Source organism: Capnocytophaga sp. oral taxon 336 str. F0502, assembly GCF_000411575.1.
Classification (GTDB): Bacteria; Bacteroidota; Bacteroidia; order Flavobacteriales; family Flavobacteriaceae; genus Capnocytophaga; species Capnocytophaga ochracea.
Window position 1 is genome coordinate 759477 of the sequence record NZ_KE150488.1, and the last position, 20489, is coordinate 779965.

General features: G+C 36.1%; 14 protein-coding genes. 13 read left to right on the forward strand and 1 reads right to left on the reverse strand.

Features of this window, described 5'->3' with window-relative positions; all coding sequences use genetic code 11:
* Positions 1-3: 3 nt before the first annotated feature.
* The 6 genes from HMPREF1528_RS03405 to HMPREF1528_RS03430 are packed head-to-tail and all read left to right on the forward strand — an operon-like array spanning position 4 to position 11671.
* On the forward strand, positions 4-2136 hold the full coding sequence (locus HMPREF1528_RS03405) for a type IA DNA topoisomerase (protein WP_016478637.1): 2133 nt from the start codon (positions 4-6) through the stop codon (positions 2134-2136).
* The gene (locus HMPREF1528_RS03410) at positions 2133-2423 is read left to right on the forward strand and encodes a hypothetical protein (RefSeq protein ID WP_016478638.1); all 291 of its coding nucleotides are present in this window, start codon (positions 2133-2135) and stop codon (positions 2421-2423) included. The genes HMPREF1528_RS03405 and HMPREF1528_RS03410 overlap by 4 nt, the downstream gene beginning before the upstream one ends.
* A 12-nt stretch (positions 2424-2435) precedes the next feature.
* Complete coding sequence (locus HMPREF1528_RS03415; protein WP_016478639.1) at positions 2436-3134, forward strand: hypothetical protein; 699 nt, start codon at positions 2436-2438, stop codon at positions 3132-3134.
* 20 nt (positions 3135-3154) lie between these two features.
* Entirely contained in the window at positions 3155-4909 is a 1755-nt protein-coding gene (locus tag HMPREF1528_RS03420) for a hypothetical protein (RefSeq protein ID WP_016478640.1), read from the forward strand.
* 18 nt (positions 4910-4927) lie between these two features.
* Positions 4928-5596 (forward strand): hypothetical protein, encoded by a 669-nt coding sequence (locus tag HMPREF1528_RS03425; protein ID WP_016478641.1) that lies wholly within the window; start codon positions 4928-4930, stop codon positions 5594-5596.
* Positions 5597-5605: 9 nt separating this feature from the next.
* Positions 5606-11671 (forward strand): toprim domain-containing protein, encoded by a 6066-nt coding sequence (locus tag HMPREF1528_RS03430; RefSeq protein WP_016478642.1) that lies wholly within the window; start codon positions 5606-5608, stop codon positions 11669-11671.
* A gap of 49 nt (positions 11672-11720) precedes the next feature.
* Here HMPREF1528_RS03430 and HMPREF1528_RS03435 read toward each other — a convergent pair whose 3' ends face one another.
* Positions 11721-12311 carry a hypothetical protein gene (locus HMPREF1528_RS03435; protein WP_016478643.1) on the reverse strand — a complete coding sequence of 197 codons (591 nt, stop codon included), beginning with the start codon at positions 12309-12311 and terminating at the stop codon, positions 11721-11723.
* Between the two features lie 336 nt (positions 12312-12647).
* Here HMPREF1528_RS03435 and HMPREF1528_RS03440 point away from each other — a divergent pair, with 336 nt between their 5' ends.
* The 7 genes from HMPREF1528_RS03440 to HMPREF1528_RS03470 form a co-directional block, all read left to right on the forward strand.
* Positions 12648-13715, forward strand: coding sequence for a PKD domain-containing protein (locus tag HMPREF1528_RS03440; protein WP_016478644.1), 1068 nt, complete (start codon positions 12648-12650; stop codon positions 13713-13715).
* 25 nt (positions 13716-13740) lie between these two features.
* Positions 13741-16206 (forward strand): AAA family ATPase, encoded by a 2466-nt coding sequence (locus tag HMPREF1528_RS03445; RefSeq protein ID WP_016478645.1) that lies wholly within the window; start codon positions 13741-13743, stop codon positions 16204-16206.
* A 6-nt stretch (positions 16207-16212) separates the two neighbouring features.
* Positions 16213-17541, forward strand: a complete 1329-nt coding sequence (locus HMPREF1528_RS03450; protein WP_016478646.1) for a hypothetical protein — start codon at positions 16213-16215, stop codon at positions 17539-17541.
* A gap of 9 nt (positions 17542-17550) precedes the next feature.
* On the forward strand, positions 17551-18171 hold the full coding sequence (locus tag HMPREF1528_RS03455) for a hypothetical protein (protein WP_016478647.1): 621 nt from the start codon (positions 17551-17553) through the stop codon (positions 18169-18171).
* A 36-nt stretch (positions 18172-18207) separates the two neighbouring features.
* Positions 18208-18840 carry a C40 family peptidase gene (locus HMPREF1528_RS03460; protein WP_016478648.1) on the forward strand — a complete coding sequence of 211 codons (633 nt, stop codon included), beginning with the start codon at positions 18208-18210 and terminating at the stop codon, positions 18838-18840.
* Between the two features lie 61 nt (positions 18841-18901).
* Positions 18902-19840: a type VI secretion system baseplate subunit TssG gene (locus HMPREF1528_RS03465; protein ID WP_034567818.1), complete on the forward strand. Its 939-nt coding sequence runs from the start codon at positions 18902-18904 to the stop codon at positions 19838-19840.
* Positions 19837-20489, forward strand: a 653-nt coding sequence (locus HMPREF1528_RS03470) for a TssN family type VI secretion system protein (RefSeq protein ID WP_016478650.1), incomplete at its 3' end; no start/stop codon positions are given. The genes HMPREF1528_RS03465 and HMPREF1528_RS03470, both read left to right, overlap by 4 nt.

Consider the following 20489-nt stretch of genomic DNA (forward strand, 5'->3'; position numbering starts at 1 on the left):
ATTATGCTTAAAACCCTAATCATAGCCGAAAAATCAACACAAATGCGTGAGTATGCCTGCGCATTAGGTTTTACCCTCAAAGGAGACCATTACGAGAAAGGCGATACTATCCTTTCTTGTGCAGCCGGACACTTGTTAGAACTTGCTGAAGATACCGCCTATCGAGGGGAAGGAAAATGGGATAAATCCTATTTGCCACTGCTTCTGCAGATAAAAGATTATAAGTACGAACCTAAGAAAGAGAAGAACCGCCAAGCTCAACTCAATAAGTTAGGCAGCTTACTAAACGACCCTGAAATCGGTAATATCATTGTTGCCACCGACCCCGACCGTGAGGGGGAACTCATTTTTAGATACATCTATAACTATTTTAAATGTAAAAAACCTTTCATTCGTGTGTGGAACTCGGCTTTAGTTGATGAGGGTATTCGCAAGGCTTTTGCACACCCTACCTACAAGCAGGGTGACCCATTTTTAGAAAACCTTTGTAAAAGTGGCTACGCTCGTGCTTTTACCGATTGGCTCATTGGCGTAAACGCCACCCAAGCAGCCACCCTCCAATTAGGACAAGGTAAATTGTTATCGATAGGAAGAGTACAGAGTACTATTTTAAAGATTATTTGCGATAGATACATCAAGAATAAGGGGCACGAAAAAACCTATACTTACAAGATTATCACCAATCATTCTTACAATGGCACTACCTATACGACCGAGAGCCCCATATATGAAAGCAAAGAGCAAGCCCAAGCCGTTTTTAACGGACTTTTGCCTGCTCACAGGTTTGTGTCTTACGAGGTGAAAAAAGTGTCTAAAAACCCGCCTCTATTGCATACATTGGACAGTTTGACGATTGTAGCTAACAAACTCTATAAGTACACGCCCGACCAAGTGTTGGCGTCTGCTCAAAAGCTGTATGAAGGTAAATATTTGTCCTACCCGCGTACTGAAGACCCTTATATCACTGAAGAAGGGTATTACAACCTCCAAAAGTTCTTTGTCGGTTTGTGTAGAGATTTTTTGGGCGTTACCGACTTTGCTTTTATGAGCAAGCCGAAATCGGTAGATGATAGTAAAATAACAGGTTCTCACGATGCTTTAATACCTACAGGTTACACCAATGGTTTAGAGAGCTTAGCCGAGCAGGAACGCCGTGTATTTGAACTTATCCTATATCGCTGTTTAGAGAGCTTTTCCGACAGCTCTCAATATGAAAAAGGCATATATCTTTTTGATAATCAAGGAACGACTTTTAAAACCAATACTAACAAACTGTTATATGCAGGTTGGGAGCGTTACACGCCTAAAAATAAAACAGCAGCTACTGATGAAGAGAGTGAAGCAGATGATGAAAAAATTACTGTTTTGGATCTGCCTTACAGGCAGGGCGACGCGGTCGCTATCGAGGCGAAAAACGTTCGTGAAATTGAGAGCAGCCCCCCCGCTATATACACACCTGCAACCCTTACCGATGATTTATGTAACTTGGACAAATTCCTACAAGAACAATCGCCCGAAGTACACAAGGAATTATCATCTCAGTTTGAACTAAAAGGCTTGCAAATTGGTACCAAAGGAACTCGCCCTGGCATACTTGATACACTTATTCAAAAAAGGCAGTTTATCACCTTACAAAAGAACAAGTATTTGCCCACAGAGTTAGGGCTACAGTTTTACAATGCTATCAAAGATTTAGAAGTGGTGAATGTAGCCCAAACCGCCCGCCTTGAGTATCAACTAAAGCAGATAACAGAAGGAAAGTTATTAGTAACACAGTATTACAATAACCTATTGCAATACGTACAGAATATGGTATATAACATCTTTAGCATTGAGGCTACTGTTAAGGTGGAACGTCCTACCTTGGGAACTTGCCCCAAATGTAAACAAGGGCAAATCGTAGAGGGTAAAAAAGCCTTTGGCTGCACCAACTACAAAAACGGTTGCGACTTTACCATTTGGAAAGAGGTAGCCCATAAAACCATCACTGCCAAGCAAGTGGCCGACCTTATTGCCAAAGGCAAAACAAGTCTACTAAAAGGCTTTAAAAGCAAGGCGGGTAAAGACTTTGAAGCGTACTTAGTACTCAAAAATTATAAAGTAGATTTTGAATTTAAAAACAATAAGAAGAAATGACAAAGCAACAGAAATTAGAAATTATTTGCAACGTTATACTACTATTGCTTTTTATAGGTATTATCGTAGTAGTAGTTGATTTTAATAGCTTGGTAATAGAAACCTTACAATCTATCGACGATTCGTCTCTCATTACCTCTAAAGAAGCTCAAATGGCTAATGAGTTAGCTATTCTTATTAAAAAATGTATAGCTCCTGTTAATCTAATGTTGGGAGTATGTATAGGGCTATTAGCACCTGAATTAATCAAGATGGTGAAACAGTTAAGCAAATTTAAAAACAAATAAATCAGTAACAATATGAACGAACAATTACCCACATCTGACCTTAAAGAGTATGGTATTATGAGTGAAGATAATACTTTCTCTAAGAGACTGTCCAACAAGGATATTGAAAACTTTCTCAAAGGACACGCTATGATTGCTGACAATGGTAAAGACCGTTTGATTTTCCTCCTAACGGATAACAACACTCGCCTGAATGTGAATCTCTATCAGCGTGACAAAACCATTGACGAGATTGTAAAGCAAAGCCAAAAGAAAATTGTCTATAGTCAACTAAACGAACTCACCAATAGCAAGTCCATAGATATTGAGAAAAAAGCCTTTATCTACGACCAAAAAACACAACAAGTAACCGAATATGACCTGCTCAAGGATACTGAGAAAATTGCCCAAGTGGTTGCAGAAAAAAAAGATATTCAGGAAAGCAACCGTTTCAAAAATGAGCTTCTCAAACTCAAAGGCTATTTGCAGGATAAAATTGACAAGTTCCCTGAGATTGGCAAAGAAATCACCAATAATCTAAACATTGTATCCAAAACCATCAGTACCATAGACGATGCTACGCCTAATGAAAGCCAATCACAAAAGCAACAGCAGTCTAAACTCCGTTTAGATGTGAATGACGACGACCTCTATCAAGATGCTAATCGTCACCGTGAACGAGAAGAGCAACAAGAACAAGAACAACACCGCCATCGTGGTTTTAGAAGATAATAACCTAAAAAACTAATCAAATGCAAGACATACAAATCAGTATCGGACAGCAATTCTATTCCAAAGATTACGATGAAACTTTACAAGTGCATAGTATCCGTGAGCAACCCGACCCTAAAATCTATCTGAGAGGTACTGCATCTGATAGAGAAGTCACTCTTTATCAGTCTGACATTGTGCGACTTCTTAATGAAAAGAGATTGAAAGAGGTGAATACACCTAAAAAATCCTTAAATACCGATATTCTCAATAGTTTTATGGGTGATTTAGCTTGGGGGAATGATACTGAAATGAACAGACTCAAGCAAGTCTACCTATCATTTTCTCCTCAAGAGAGAGAATTTGTAGAGAAAAACGCTGTGAGAGAAGGAGCAAACTCTATAGAAGAAGTCTTTGAGAAAGTATTATCAAAGGACGAAAAAGAGAAATTAGAAAACAAGATTAATAACTTTTTAAACACTGTAAAACAAATGGAAACAACAGAACAAAAGGAAGCAAGACAACAGCCTACAATAGACTTGCAAATAGGTCAAAAACTCCATTACAAAGAGGACGTTTTTGAAGTAACAAGATTTGCCAAAGACCAAAACGGTCGAGATACAGTGATTCTAAAAGACCCTTCTATAGGAAGTGGAATAGAAATTCCTTGGTATCGGTCAAATTTAGAAGAGGTCATAAGCAGCGGTCAATACCAACTTACTAAACCTAACAATATTGAACAACAACAAAATCAATATGTTAATCAATCAACAGCTCAAACAAACGAGGTAAGCATAGGTCAAAAATTTCAATTCAAAGAGAGTAACTCAGTTTTAGAAGTTGTTAAGATTGACAAAAATGCTCACCGAGATGGTAGCGATGAACTAACAATGAAACCTATAGGCGTAAATGTAGGTAACCAAGAGTTCAACTGGAGCAAGTTGGCTTTAGATACTGCCATTAAGGAAGGAAAAGTTGTAGAAGTTGCTCAACAGCAACAACAAACACAATCATCTCCTCAACTTTCTCAACAGCAATTCTCCCAGCTAAACTACCTCAAAAATCAAGTAAAGTATCTTGGTTTAGGCGAAGACGCTAAACTGCACAAGGACTTGGAGAATGCCATACTATCACCTGAAACTAAAGTAACTGTTCGTGCTGAGTACAACTACCCCGACCGCTTGATGAAAGGCAATACAGCTACTTTTGATTTGAACCTCACTAAAACCGAACAAGGAGGCGTGTTTTTAAACTCTTATCGCGCAAACCTCACTACCAAAAATGGTGAGGAACGTTCCCAAACTTTTAAGGTGCAGAAAGAAAACAGTATCACAGCTAAAGAAGCGATTAACTTGCTTGAAGGGCGTTCTGTAAAAATAGACCACGATGTAGTAGACAAGGAAACGGGTGAGCTTTCACGTACTGAGAGCTTTATCAAACTCAATATGAAAGAGCCTAAAACAGACTACGGCAACTACAAATACGAGTGGTACAATAAGAATGCCTATGGTGTGGATATAGATAACATTATGCAAAAATCCAACTTAACATTTGCTAATGATATTGAGAGAGAACGCACTAAAAAACATTTGGAAAAAGGCAATATCACTCAGGTAACTTTCCAACACGAAAACCGTCAAATACAAGGTTTTGCAGTGTTAAACCCTCAGTGGAAAATGCTCAATCTGTACGACAGCGCTATGAATAGGGTAACTATCCAAAATCAATTGGTAAAACCCGAAGTTACACAGTCTCAACAAAAGAACAACGTTCCTGAACATAGTATTTCACGATAACACTTCAATTGATAAACAATGAAAAAAACTCTTTTTTTCTTTTCTGCATTGCTGTGCTTTTCTTGTAGTAAAAAGGAGATTAAAGCTGAAAAAGGAGGCATTGATATAGTGTCCAACATCTATTTCAATGCCTCCAAAGGCTTAGATGATATGAAAAACGTTGTTATCTCTAAACTCAATTACAAAGGAGACACCCTTGTAGAGCTTGTTCCTTATGTTGATGAACCTGAACTCACTGAAAAAATCTTTGTTATTACCGACTCACTTGCCTTTGATATCACTGACAGAAACCCTCAGCAGTTCATATTTTCAACGCTTTCTAATGTTCCTCCTATCCCTAAACACAAAAAAGAACAAGGAGCAGTATTCAAATCGCAACACCTTTTGAATTTCGATTACCGAAAAGACCTCAATGATACTATTCTTTTTAAAAAAGAATACAAGCGTTTTAGGATAATTACTCCTGAGAATTACACAACTTATTATGTTCATCCAACTGATACCCTTTTACCTTACACACTATATAAAAAAGAGGGTGATAAATATGGAGGGCGTATAGAGCGTATAGATTTATACAACAAACAAAACGATGTGTTTATATCCTTACAACTTCTCCCTCGTAAAGAGTGGGATAGTGAGGCTAAAAATATCTTTGAATTTAACGATTTTTACAAAAAACGCAAATAAATTTATCCTATGGCTACATTTTCACCACAAGATATTGAAAATATTGTCAAAAACACTTCTACTGTTGATTATTTCTTCTACCTTGAAAGACAAGGTAGAGTGAAATTCGACCGCCAACGCGGACACGACTACTATTTTCTTACGGATAACGAAAAATTTTCAGTAGATGAAAAAGGCTATTATGACTTTAAAGCGGGTAAAGGCGGACAAATTTTCAAAGCTGTAATGGAGCTCGAAAAGAAAACTTGGAAAGAAGCTGTTGAGTTTCTGAAAGACTTTTCTAATACTACTATTAGCCAAAGTGTTAAAAATCAAAAAGCAGAAAATAAAAGACTTACTCCCACTCAGCATTACACAGAAAAAGCCCCCAGCACTAAGATTACTCAAGTGACTGTACCTAACAATGATAAGTTGTTAGAATACTTCGCAGAGCGTGGTATTTCAAAAGAAATTTTACAACAATACGCTCAACAGGTACATTACCGCAATAATAGTGATGGTAAGAACTATTTTGGTATTGGTTTACGCAATCAATCAGGAGGTTATGATGTACGTAATCCTTATGTCAAAGCCAAAGTAGGAGCAAGTGATATAAGCATTATAACTGGTACTCGCAACGAAACGGTTGTCTTTGAGGGAATGACCGATATGTTTTCTTATCTGCAAATGGCTAAAGATAATGGCAAACCTAACGACCGTACATTGGTAGTACTAAACTCTATTACCAACACAGGTACTTTTATTGAGCAATTTCAAAACTATACAGGTAAAATACATTTGTTTTTAGATGGAGATAAAGCAGGTAACGATGCTACTCAAAACATACTCAACAATCTGAAGAACAGTATAGACCAAAGAGGGGCTTATGGAATAGGTAAAAGTGAAGTAAAAGACTTGAACGACTATCATTTAAAAGTTTTTAACTACAAGAAAAACATAGAGCAAAGTAATGCCCCTGAAGAAATAAAATTACAAAAAGGAATGAGAGCGGTAAACAAAAGTACGAATGAGACTTTTGTCATTAGCTATACAGCTGATAATTATATAGATTTGAAACGTGAATACGATAGTCATATCGCCAAAGTGAATAGCGTTCATTTCAATCGTCTCAGTGAACTATTTAGCGACTATGATTTTTTTGATTTTAGCGATAAAAAATTGCAACTTTCTTCCAAAAACACTATCTTTGCCGATAATAATAACATACAAATTCATACACAAAATGGAAGCACTACAATTGAACCCAACAGAGTATCCTCATCTGAGCAAGTGGGAAAGCAGTCACCTAAACCAAACCTTAGAAAACCTCTCTCAACAAGCCAATCCAAGCAAGAAGGAGATAACCCAAGCCGACAAGCAGTGGGCAGCAACAATGTTAGAAATGGACTTAGCAGCTCAGAGCGGAGCGATTTGGGAGGACGAACAGGAAGACCCCAAATGGGCAGCAACAACCAAGCACAACCGCAAATTCTACCTAATCAAAGATCTCTTTCAACAGAAGAACATCAAAGCTCTGGAAGAGATATTCCAAACGGAGACCGACCCCGACCTCAAGGAGATGGCGAACAATTACTTAAAGAATCTGTACGACCTACCCTTTTAAACAAACCTAACAACACGAAAGTCAGCAATGAGGAAATAACTACCTTAGTCAATTCGCTGACTTTCGTTGCTGATGATAATGCTATCCAACTCAATGAAGGTATACAAATCACTGATGAGATAAAAAACACCATTAGCCAATACAAAAGTGGTGGTATTACCAAAGATAATCGCGGGGTATTAGATGAATACTACACCGATGAAAAGTTAGTGAATGCTGTACGCAACCTTATCAAAAACAATTTTTCTCAAAAACAGTCCATTAACGTATTAGAACCCAGTGTAGGTACGGGTAACTTCTTACACGCTACCGATAATTTAGGACTAAAAACCAATGTCTCTGCCTTTGAAATCAATGAAACTACTGCCAAAATAGCCAAACTTCTGCACCCCCAAGCTACTATTAATCTGCGTTCCTTTGAAACCGAATTTATTACCGACAATGGTACCAAAAAAGACTTTACCCCTCGGTACGATTTGGTTATTGGAAATCCTCCTTATGGTAGCCACAGAGGACTTTATTTAGGTTTAGGTGAAGAAACTAAACTCCCCCGCTACGAAGATTATTTTGTAAAACGTTCCCTCGATGTAATGAACGAAGGGGCTACCCTCGCAATGGTACTTCCTTCAGGTTGGCTAAATAGACAGGATAAACTCTCAGGTGCTGAACTCTCTGAGGCGTATCGTCTGCCTAACGGAGCTTTCAAAGCCACCGATGTAGGTACTGATATTGTAATTCTCAGAAAGAATAGTCAGGCGCAAACCCAAAATATCAGCAACTATTTTAAGGAACACCCTCAACAGATATTAGGTGATACTTTACAGCGCAAAAACCGCTTTGGTCGTGAGGAGGACTACGTGAAAGGCAACTTAGATGATGCCCTTACACGCCTACAAGAGTTTGCTACCAAAAAAGTTATACAACCTGAACAAACTCAAACAACACAAGGGGTACAACTTGATATGTTTTCAACTTTTGAGAGTACTCCTGCCAAAGAACCTATTGCAGAAAAAGAAGAAGATGTTGTTGTGCCTACTATCCCTAATGAAGAGTATAACAATTTACTTGTTGAAGCTAAAGAAAAAGTAGGACAAGCAATTAATATCTTTAGGAATATCAAGTTTAAATCATTAGCAGTCATTACTGAATGGGATAATTATGCTGCCTTACTGAGAAAACTCGATAGAAAAAATACTAAATTTACCAAAGAAGAGCTTTCGGATATTAGCAAGAAAGCGGATAGCATTATTCAAGAGCATACCCCAAAAACCAAAAAAACACAAGAAGCTACCAATATTGAAGTTACAACCCAAAACTCTAAAAGCAAAAAACAAGTCATAGAAAATACTGGTGAGTACAAAATACAATCTACTCCAGAGATTAGTAAAAAGACACTCAAATACCACTTTGTAAAAGAAGATACAGTGGTAGATACTGCTTTGCAGAATAGTCATAACATCACTCCTGAGCAAGTAAAAGCCTTTGCTGATACCAATTACAATGGCGAAATAGCCAATCCTGAAATACACGCCCAGTATGCTAATTATTACAGAGGAAAGTACATTCACGATTTTTACTATGCCGAAGGAGATATTTACGAAAAATTAGAACGTCTAACGGTTGATTTTGCAGGTAGATTAGATGATGAAAAACTAAAAGCACAATATAATAAGCAAAAATCACTCTTGCAAAGCGTTTTACCTCCTAAAAAACAGTTGGAAGATATTATCATTTCACCTAATCACGAGTTTGTGCATAATTTTGACTTAGGAAAGGTGGAAAAAGAGGTCTATAACAGCTATATGAGGCGCTATGATATGGTCAAAGTAGATTATAATTTAGCAGATATGTTTAAAGACTTCGTTTTAAAATTACCAAGCCAAGCTCTTGAGCCCTCTTCTTCTTGGGAGGTCAGAGAATTTGTAGATAATCAAACGGTAACGGGTAGTGATAAAGAGCGTAATGCTTTGATACGTGAACGCCGTAAAGAAGTAGCTAATAACCTCTTTCAAAAGTTCCTACGTGAGGAACTTCCTAATGACCTTAAAGAGCGTTTTGTAAACGAGTTCAACCGCAAATACAATAACCTCCACATTCCTGACTATTCTCAGTTCCCTTTGTTCTCTAAAATAAACCAAAACTTCAAAGGCAAACCTTTAGAGCTAACAGAAGTTCAAAAAGCGGGTATCGGTCGCCTTACAACCAAAGGGGTTGGGCTATTGGCGCACGAAGTAGGATTTGGTAAGACACTTTCAGGAGTGCTCTCTATGCACGAGGCGATGGAACGTGGTAATGCCAAACGCCCTCTTATTGTTGTGCCTAATGATAGCATCTTAAAACAGTGGGTAGAAACTATTTTTGAAGCTATTCCTAATGCCAAAGTGAATGTATTAGGCAACCTTGGTAAAGATTACGATTTGTCTCATTTTGACAATAAAGACGATGAAATAACCTTAGTAACTTACGAGGGTTTTCAAAATATTGGCTTTAGTGATGAAATTACCCAACGATTGGCTGAAAAATTTTCTTATATCAACAAAAAGGATGTTGATAGCTTAGAAAATCCTATTACGGGAGGCGTTTCCGATGAAACAATGCGTGAGATAGAATTAGCCCACGCCAAAGAAAAGAAAATGCAGGGAATAATGAAACGAGGCAAAGTATACGATTGGGAAGATTTTGGTTTTGACCACCTTACTTTTGACGAGGTGCATAACGCCAATCATATCGTGGATAAAGTGCGTATAGAGGACAGGCGTTTTGCCTCCGATTTCCGCAGTCAGAACCAACGCCCCTCAAAATTGGGACTCAACACTTGGGTAGCTTCTCAGTATATACAAGAAAATTACGATGGGCGTAATGTTACTTTACTTTCTGCAACTCCTTTCACTAACAAGCCATTGGAGTATTATTCTGTGCTATCCCTTATTGCCAATCAGCGATTAGAAAAATCGGGCTATTTCAATGTAAATAACTTCTTTGAGACCTTTATGGAAGCCGACAACGATATGGAAATTGATGCCAAAGGTGATGTAAAGTTTAAAACTAATGTACGCAGGTTTAAGAACAACGCTCTATTTCAACAACTCTTATCCGAGTTTATTGATATTAAAGGCGAAGAGGACAACCCGCAATTGGTACGCCCTAACCGTATCAATAAGGAATACAAGATTGAACAAAATGAGTTTACAAAAAAAGAATACGACACCCTAAACCTCCTTTTTGACGAAAGTGAAGAAGGGGCTATTCTTTCTCATATCCTCAATGCAAGACTCATCGCTTTTTCTCCTTACCTCTCTAAAAATTACGAAGGTGATATAGACAAAGTAAGTACTAAAGATTTTATAGAGAACTCTCCAAAACTCAAAACCACAATGGACTTAATTTGTCAGAATAAAACCGACAAGCCCGAAGCGGGGCAAATCATCTATTCTGAGTTAGCAGTACAACAATTTTCTCGTCTCAAAGAGTATTTGGTAGACCAAGTAGGCTACAAAGCCGATGAAGTAGGTATCATCACTGGGGCTACCAACAAAAACCAGCGTTTGAGTATTCAAGAACAATTCAACAAGGGAAAAATAAAAGTTATCATCGGTTCAGAAGCCATTCAGGAGGGAATGAATTTGCAAGAAAAAACCTCTGATATGTATCTTCTTACTTTGCCTTATAATTTTACTTCTTTGCGACAAGTAGAGGGTAGGATGTGGAGACAAGGTAATCAATGGGAAAATGTACGTGTGAATTATATGCTTACTAATGATAGTATTGATGTGTTTATGCTCCAAAAACTGCAAGCTAAACAATCTCGTTATATGGAGGCGATAAAAAAAGGGGCAAACATCATTGATGTGTCTGATGTAGATACACAGGAACTCAAAACTGCTATCATCACCAACCCCGAAACACGTGCTGAAATTGAAGTAGAGTTGATGAAAAAACGCTATGAGAATGAGAAAACCAAACACGCTGCTGATTTAGGTTTTATCTCTCGCAAATTCGAAGATTATACTAACGTATATGATGAATATTTAAAAGAGAAAAAAAGCTATGAAGATATCCAGGAATGGGCTAAAACAGATGATTATTGGAAAGAGAAACTACCATATAGAGCTCAACAAGTAGAAAGAGCTAAAAAAGAAGTTGAGCGAGTAATTGAAAAACTGGCGAAAAAGGGTGTCAATATAGCCGATTTTCAACATCAGCAAGAGATTACAGAAAATAAAATAGCCTCTATAGACAAAGCAATCAATGAAGAATTACCCATTATCCGTGAGAGACTTATTACGCAGTACAAACAAGAAAAACAAGAGCGCCTCAATGCCCCACAAATAGACTTTATACAAGAACGGGCTGAAGAGAATAAAACATTCTTTAAACTTCGTCCAACTGCTGAAAAGTCTGAGAATAAGGTTGCAGAAAATAAAACATCTCAAGATGAGGGGCAACGCACTTACAAGGCTTTTAAACGATAATAAAATACCCCTGATAAATTGACTTACTTATCAGGGGCTGTTTCCATATTCATTGGCGTACGAGATTGTACTTGTACTTATACTTGTAGGCTAAACCATATTTTAATTGTAATTCTATTAGCTTTTCAGCATAGTCAGGAGCTGTTGTGTCTAACTGTGCAAATTCCTTTAGATATTCTTCGGCATTAGTTAAATTATCCAAATTAGTATCTGTTATTAAATAGAAAAAGTCTGTGTTTTCAGCTAATAATCTGTTATTCTCAATAGAATAAGTAGCTAAAGGTAACTTATTTTCTTCATTAACTATTTTGTCGCCTAAAGTTGAGTATTTTATTTCTTGAAAAGAGTACTGCCCTGTTTTGTCTGTTATCTTCAGTCTTTTTTCATTGCCAAAAACTACCTTAACAATATAGGTTTGATAGTTACTTTCAGTACTACCTAATAAAGCTCCATACGATTTTTTAAAAAGTTCTGATACTTTACTTTGTTGTGCAGGTTTTTCTGCAATAACTTCTACTGTACCTACCCAAGTTCCTAGCAGCTTATTGTTATCTCCACTATTCGTAGGAGTGTCGTCAGACTTAGAGCAGGCAGTCATTCCGATTGCCATAAAGGTGAGTAAAAATATTTTCTTTACCATTGTTGTTAAGTATTAAAATGTTAATGTTAAGTTACTAATTTGATTGTGCAAAGATACACATTTAATTAGTAATTTCAAAAAATATTCTTTTAGATTACATATAATCAGAGATAAAACAAAAAATATTAGAAAAATCATCTTAAAAAGAATGTACTTATAGGACATCTATAAGTAAAAAATACTTCAATTATATTATTTCCTATTTGACTAATATTCAGTATTTTAAAATTTAATTATCTGAAAAACTGAAAAATATTTTCCTTTTTGTTGGTTGTTTCGTCAAAAATTACTAATTTGCGCCTCTAAATTACTATTGTTTCTTTAACAAGAAGATATATGAATTATAATTCCACTGGTTTTTTTCCTAAATTTGACCCTAAAATCTATTGGAGTTTTGGAGTACTCCTTTGTCTTGGTATTTTCTTATTCATTTTTCAATGCTCTCGTCATGTAGATTGCGAGGAGGCTAACTTCTATGTCTTTGCCGATAACTATGCTGTGAAGGAAGTCATTGAGTTTGGTGATAAAACAAAAAATGCTAAATCGTGGAAATGGGATTTTGGTGATGGTTCTCCTGCCGATTTTAGACAACGTACTTTCCACACCTATGAAAAGACTGGAGAATATGTGGTAACTCTTACTATCAACGGCTCTTGTACTTCTCAAAAGGTGCTTACCATTACCTCTCTCAATCAACAAGTAGGCTACCTGCCTACCATCAAAGCTCCTGATGTGGTCTTTTTAGGTGAAACCACTAAATTCATAGGACAAAAACAAGGAGGTATCTCATTTGAGTGGAGTTTTGGAGAAACTTCCTCTACTGATGCTGTGGGTGATTCTGTAACCTATAAGTTCAAACGCGTAGGGCAAAAGAAGATAACCCTTATCGTCAATGGCGATTTAGATCATATCGCTACCAAAACTATCTATGTAGCCCCTAAACACGTAGTGGCTAAAGAGCCTATAGATATGGAGAGTTATGTATATGAACAACCTCATAGCAATTTTTCGCTGCCTATGGGGAAAGCACAGAAAGACCCCTTGGTGGATATGCTTACCAATATTCCCGTAGCTCCAAAGGCTCCTAAAAAGGAAGACACTCCTTCTTCTGCAAAAAAAGTCCCTGATATTTCTAATGAACAGTTTATCCTACTTCTCAATGGGGTAGCCTCTCAAGCTAAGACAAAAGATGATTTCAAAGACTATCTTTGTGAGAACTACCAAGTCCCTGTAATTATTAATGATGATAAAATTGTGCCTTTTGCACAGTTTTGCAAAGAAATTTCTGGAAAGAAAGTAAAAATAGAAAACCTACGCTTGCAAAAAGACACTGATAATGCTTGTATTCAAAATATTTATGTCTACTACAAAGTAAAAGGAAAAATATTCTGGAAGAAAGGATAATAACAATCATAAAAAATACAAAACAATGGAAGAGAAGAAATTGAGCTATGCCCCAGAGGTTACTAAAGCATTGGAGATAGCACAGAAAATAGCTCGTGAAAATATGAACGCTCGTTACTCTGGCGGACACTTATTGAAAGCCGTTCTCAACAGAGATTTACCACTCTTAAAGCTCTTGGAATCTAAAGGAGTCGATGTGTTCTATTTAGAAGAATGGGCTGAAGTGCGCATTGAGGAAGCTCTAAAAGCTACTAACACTTATTCCTGCGACCCCGATGAAGTGATAGACACTATTTTCACTGAAGCAGAAGCTATTCGGGAAATTTTAGATGAGGAGGAAATTTCCTTATGGGATGTATTTGTAGCATTGAGTACTCAGGGAGTAGCTTTCAATTTCGACCAAATGAAAACCTATCCTGTAACTCGTGCCGAACTCTTAGAAACGACTCCTCTTCCTGCTACATCTGTCGAAAAACCTTTCTCTTCTGCTCCTCTTTCTTCCACGGCTAAAGGTTTTTTGCAAAAATACTGTGTTAATAAAAAAGATGTCCTCAAAGCTAAAGCCTCAAAAGAAATACCTGTTGGCAGAGTTGCCGAAACTCAAAAAATTACCGAAATACTGTGCAGATTTAGCAAACAAAATGTGCTTATCATAGGCGATTCAGGTATAGGAAAAACTACCCTTATCAATAGTTTTGTACAGAAGGTTATAGCGGGTCAAGTCCCCGATGTGTTGTCTAACTTAGCTGTATTTGAATTGGATATGGGAGCCCTCATAGCAGGAGCCTCCTATAAAGGTGAAATAGAAGACCGTATCAAGAACATAGCCCAAGAACTCAAGCAATATCCTAAATCAGTACTTATCATCGAGGAATTACACGCACTTTTAGGTAACTCTTTTGATTCCTCTATGGCAAATCTACTTAAAAGTGAACTTACCAAAGGACTCACTGTCATAGGCACTTCTACTATCGATGAATTTACCAAAAAAATAGAAAAATCAGGTTTAGAACCTTTGTTTGAAAAGGTAGAATTGCAAGAAAGTGATGATGAAACCCATTTTAGAATGCTGCGTCAAACCCTTTCAGCTTATGAAAACCACCATCATATAGCCATAACCGATGAGGCTATTTGGGAAGCCATACGCCTTTCTAAAAGGTATTTAAAAGAGAAAAGTCTGCCTGCCTCAGCGATAGACCTCATAGACCATACAATGTCAGTTGTGAAAACAGCAGGAGCATCTTTCTTAAAAGAAAAAAATGCCTTGCTTACACAAATAATTCACTTGGAGGACAATACACAAGGTTTTACAGAAGAGCAACGCAAAAAAAACGCTGCTTGGTTATTGAACGATATCAAACAACGCATTCCCTTTTTATTAGATGCCTCTACCCTTTTAGAAGAAGAACAAACTACTACTTTTGAAACTGCTGATAACCTATTGAGCTATGGACGCAAACTCATTACCGAAGCTGAAAAAGTAGCTCAAGAAAAACGTTCTCACATTACTGAATGGGATTTAGCTGTACTCATCTCTCAAAAAACGAATATTCCTATAGGCAAACTCAAAGAAGAGGAAAAACAGCGTCTGAGTGATATGGATGCTATTCTTTCCGAGCGGGTAGTAGGGCAAGACCACGCTATTGCTATTATCAGTGAGGCTGTACTCGAAAATCGCTCCGGATTGAGCAAAGCAGGACAACCGATAGGTTCTTTCTTCTTTTTAGGACCTACGGGAACAGGGAAAACAGAATTGGCTAAATCTTTAGCCGAATTCCTTTTCCAAGATGAGAATGCCATTATCCGTTTTGATATGTCTGAGTTCAAAGAAGAGCACTCGGCAGCCTTACTCTATGGAGCACCTCCAGGGTATGTAGGCTATGAGGAAGGTGGTTTATTAGTGAATAAAATCCGACAAAAGCCCTACTCTATCGTACTTTTTGATGAGATAGAAAAAGCCCACGCCTCTGTATTTGATGTATTCCTACAAATAATGGACGAAGGGAAGTTGCACGACCGCTTGGGTAAAGAAGGTGATTTTTCTAATGCTATTATCCTCTTTACCTCCAATATAGGCTCTGACTTTATTGTCAAATCCTTTACTGAGGGGAATATCCCTTCCTCATCTACTCTTTTAGAGATAATGAGTCGTTATTTCCGACCAGAGTTTTTAGGACGTCTTACCGAGATAGTACCTTTTGCACCTATTAGCAAAGAGAATGCTCTAAAAATCTTTGAAATACATTTGAAAAAAGAGCTTTTAAACCTAACAGAGGGTATAAACATCTCACTCAATATTGCTCAAGAAGTAAAAGAGCATTTAGCAGAACAAGGCTATGATGCCACCTATGGAGCTCGTCCTTTAAAAGGCATCATTCGTGCCAAATTACGCCGTCCTTTGGCTAAGAAACTTGTAGCAGGTGAATTTAAAGAAGGAGATACTATAGAGGTACTCTGGGAAAATAATGAAGTTGTTTGGATTAAAAAATAATAAATTATGGCAGTAGAATTTGGAAAATGGCAGGAAATAAAAAGAAATCCTACAATACCTTTTACACAAGAAAAAGGCGTTTTAATAAAAGGATGGTGGAGTGCTGATAAAGAAGGGAAAAATGTTATCACAAATGCTTCTTTAGAAGACACCGTATATTTTCATATAGAGATGATGGGAGCATCTATACAAGATGGGGATAAACTTAGCTTACAATTATATGAATATGATACTTTTATATGGGTTGATAGTTTTAATTTGGATGATAAAATAGAAAATCCTAAAGAATGTATTATAAAAGATGGTAAAGCTCTACTTGAAGTCTTTTTGAAACCTGATTGGAATAAGTACATAGAAGAAGATACAGGCTATGAAATTGAGCTTTATTGGAAAGTGAAATATAGTAAAAAAGATATTACAATCAACCTTCCAGATAAAAGTGAAAATTATTTAAATGTTAAAAACGATCGTAATATATTCATAAAACCAGTAATGGCAGAAAACGGATATAATTATGGTATACCAGAAATATACGACTATAACGGAGATCTCCTTATGTTCAGTTATATAGACAAAGTTGAATTGATAAAAGAGGATTACCAAGAAGAGAATTATTTAAAAAGCTTTCTAATTTCTGGAGGAGCCTATTGGGCTGATAAAAAATTACCTTCAATTTCAGAAAAGATTGCGATAGCTAAAATAAACTCAGGCTATAGAGTTAATCAAGCAGGTAAAGTAATAAAATATGATTATTGGGAACAATTTTTAGAAAGCAAAAGAACTCTTAGACAATCTATACCTTTTGAAAGAAGAAAAGCAAAAGGTATAGATCAAGTCGCAATAATGAAGACAAAGAACTGGATGACTCAAAAGCTTTATTTTATAAAAAATGCTGCAAATATGTTTAGTAATTTTTATAGTTTAGAAGAGTTAGCCAGAGGAAAAGGGGATATGAATTCTGTATTATCTGATGCACTTGTATTAGCTACAAACTCCACCCCTATATTGGGCATACTAACCAAGATGACTCTTGATGTATTAGCAACGCCAATGAGTATGTTTATAGAAGAAGGTAGAAATATAGATAAAAAGAAAATTGATAAGGTTAAATTTAAAGGTCTTCTTGAATTTGAAAAAGAGCTTAATAAATCTACCTTTTTAAAAAATATATATAAAACACATAACATTAGTTATGAAACAATGCAAGGTATTATAAGCAAAACTATCAAAAAACAAGAAAATATGAAGTCTGCTAATAATGAGGTGACAATAGTGTACAAAGAGGTTAAAAATGGTATCTTAATAGATTGTTTTTTTGTAAATATAAAAGAATAATAAATAATTATGAAAAAGTATATATATATAATTGTGATTCTATTTGTAGTAGGATGTAATACAAGCAAGAAAGTTCAATTAATACCATTGAATAATGAGAATGTTGAAATAAATTTTATTGAATATAATGAGAAAAGAGTTTCTTTATATCTTCAAAAAAAAATGAAATTGAAGAACTCTTACTTTTCAACTGCAAAAGTAAAATTAAACTATTTCGTTCAAGGAGAACAAATAGATGAGACTGATGCTTATGCGTTAGATTATGATAGATATGGAAATTTATCTTTTATTGGTAGTGATAAAGGGGAAGTATGGGGCGAAATAAAAATATCACCTTTAAGAGAAAGAGAAATTATATATGAGAGATATATTCCTATTGAACCTTTTGAATTTGTGGGAATATACAAGAGTTTAGAGCAATATATATCCTTGGCAAAACACCCTATAAGAAAGAGTGGCCTAACAGGGGAGTCTTTTGAAGATACAAGTGTACTTGTCTATAAAGAATCATTTTCTGAGTTCAAACTAAAGAACCCTGAACTTGTAGAGACCCTAACCAAGGGAGATACTATAGAATTAGAGATATTAAGCCCTGAGAAAGAAAAATATCGTTATAATGCAGAATGGTAAATTGTGTATTTTTTTACAAATAACTAAGAATTATTTATGTTTGGAAAGTTTATTTACTTAATAAGTAGTGCTTTACTACTATCTTGCTCGGCAAGCCGTTATCTTGCTGAGCTTCCTTATCATTACCCTACCGATGCTTTCTACAAAGCAGTATTAGCCCAAAAGAAACAAATCAATGAGCAATATACCTTGGTAGATGATAAGGGAGAAAACCTATCCGATAAGGAATTAGCCTTAAGAGAGAAATACTCCATTATTTTGGCTGTACCTCCTAAAAAAATCACTAATTATAAGCTCTATGCTTTTATAGATGAGTGGATAGGAACACCTTATAAGGAAAAGACCTTAGAAAAACAAGAGGGGGCAGATGCTTCTTACTTTATACAAGCCTTGTTCAGTGAAGTGTATGAAACTACTTTTCCCAAAACTCCCGATGGCATTTTCCGCTCTAAGGATTTACAACTTTTCACAGGGCGTACTTACTTGAAAGAAGGAGATATTTTGTTTTTTAGGTATGATAAGTTTAAACCTATTTCCGATGTAGGTTTGTATTTAGGAAATGGCAGGATATTGGCTTGTACTACACAAGGGCTAAACATCTATGATTTCAACGATGAGTACTTCCAAAAACGCTATACAAGTGCTGGAAGACTTAAAGAGAAAAAATAAAAACAAAAATTTGCGCTTTTGTAATTTATTTGTATATTTGCCACGTCCAAAAACTATCAAAATGGAACACCTAACAGGAGTTATAAATGAGATAAATCACTTACCTTATGATATAAGGGCAGAAGTGCTATTAAACCATTTGTTAGACAAAGGAATCATCTCTGACAACGAATATATAGTAAAACACCAAGGACAGTTTGTACGTGGTTATCGCACCGATGTACTAAGTGCAAAACTTACTGATTTCAACTACGATCCTACCCAATTGATAGAGGTAAGCCTTTCTCGTGATAGTTTGTACGATATACTCCCCGAAAGCGTCGCTCACCATACCAAGAATGAAACTCAAGGCAAGGGAGTAGATACAATGCTCAAAGATTACAGAGAAAGGAAACAAGAAGAAAAAGCTGCTCGTACCTTTTTTAGTCCTTTTGAGAATGAAATTTTTAAGTTAGGGGTAGAAATAGAATCCTTTGAACAAGATAGCTTTAAAGAGCTTAATGCCAACAAAATTTCTACATTATTCTATGAACTTTGGGGCATTTCAAAAGATTTTCCTACTTTCTTAGTTTCTAAGTTTATACGATTATTGCCTTATAGCTACAAAATAGTAGGCAATATCCCTCTTACAGTGCAAATACTCTCAAAACTTTTAGGTGAAGAAGTACATATCAAAGAAAAAGAGTTTGCCACTTATTCTGATGAATCACAAGGTTTTTGCTTGGGAGAAGACATCTACTTAGGAGTAGATATGATCACAGGTATAGCTTATGAAGATTATACCAAACACCTGACCCTTGAGATAGGTCCTTTAAAGCATTCTGCTTTCACCGATTACATTCTTGGGGGCAATAAAGAAAAATTCGTTATAATGTTCTGTGAGCACTTTTTTCCTTTGGAAGTAGAAATCCAGTTAAGTGTATTGCTCTCAGAAGAAGAAAGCCAATTTGAATTAAAAGAAAACAACGACCCTATTTTAGGTTATAACACTTGTATATGAAAGAGTTAAAGAATTACTTCATCAATTTGTTCGACCCTCGTCTATTGGTAATATTATTGTTTTTAGTAGCTATGTGTATAGCTATTACCATTATTTTTTCAAAGAAAGTACCTGAGTTCAAACAGTATAAAACCAATATCTACATCTATCTGTTCTTAACAGTATTGGTGTATGCAGTCATTGCCTTTTTAGGATATAGCCGCCTTTTCGAAGGGAAAACTCTAAGTGAATTTATTTTCTATCAAATCTGTACCTTGACCCTTGGTGTATTTCACTGCTATTTCTATCGCTTGTTTTTCAACAAATTCAAACTGGAGGACGATGTGTTCAAAGAATTATTTTTTGCCTTATTAGTCGTGCTATATGCCGCAGTACCTTTTTTGTTAATTTACACTTTTTTAAACGGAATGTACTATATGCCCCTAATGATGGGTAATTTCATAGTCTTTTTCATACCTACTTTAGTAAATGCGAGCTTCAATCATTCTCTAAAGATACCACCTAAAATCTACACCACTTGGCAATTCCCCGAAAACTACAAAGAATTAGTAGGAGTGAGCGATGATGAGATGCGCGATTTAGTAGTATTCACACTAATGATAAAAAAAGAAGAAAATGATAAAGACTATACTTTATATCGTGCCAAAGG

Bases quoted from the DNA above. Each gene is read 5' to 3' on its own strand.
- HMPREF1528_RS03405 (WP_016478637.1), top strand. From the start codon at position 4: ATGCTTAAAACCCTAATCATAGCCGAAAAATCAACACAAATGCGTGAG.
- HMPREF1528_RS03410 (WP_016478638.1), top strand. From the start codon at position 2,133: ATGACAAAGCAACAGAAATTAGAAATTATTTGCAACGTTATACTACTA.
- HMPREF1528_RS03415 (WP_016478639.1), top strand. From the start codon at position 2,436: ATGAACGAACAATTACCCACATCTGACCTTAAAGAGTATGGTATTATG.
- HMPREF1528_RS03420 (WP_016478640.1), top strand. From the start codon at position 3,155: ATGCAAGACATACAAATCAGTATCGGACAGCAATTCTATTCCAAAGAT.
- HMPREF1528_RS03425 (WP_016478641.1), top strand. From the start codon at position 4,928: ATGAAAAAAACTCTTTTTTTCTTTTCTGCATTGCTGTGCTTTTCTTGT.
- HMPREF1528_RS03430 (WP_016478642.1), top strand. From the start codon at position 5,606: ATGGCTACATTTTCACCACAAGATATTGAAAATATTGTCAAAAACACT.
- HMPREF1528_RS03435 (WP_016478643.1), bottom strand. From the start codon at position 12,311: ATGGTAAAGAAAATATTTTTACTCACCTTTATGGCAATCGGAATGACT.
- HMPREF1528_RS03440 (WP_016478644.1), top strand. From the start codon at position 12,648: ATGAATTATAATTCCACTGGTTTTTTTCCTAAATTTGACCCTAAAATC.
- HMPREF1528_RS03445 (WP_016478645.1), top strand. From the start codon at position 13,741: ATGGAAGAGAAGAAATTGAGCTATGCCCCAGAGGTTACTAAAGCATTG.
- HMPREF1528_RS03450 (WP_016478646.1), top strand. From the start codon at position 16,213: ATGGCAGTAGAATTTGGAAAATGGCAGGAAATAAAAAGAAATCCTACA.
- HMPREF1528_RS03455 (WP_016478647.1), top strand. From the start codon at position 17,551: ATGAAAAAGTATATATATATAATTGTGATTCTATTTGTAGTAGGATGT.
- HMPREF1528_RS03460 (WP_016478648.1), top strand. From the start codon at position 18,208: ATGTTTGGAAAGTTTATTTACTTAATAAGTAGTGCTTTACTACTATCT.
- HMPREF1528_RS03465 (WP_034567818.1), top strand. From the start codon at position 18,902: ATGGAACACCTAACAGGAGTTATAAATGAGATAAATCACTTACCTTAT.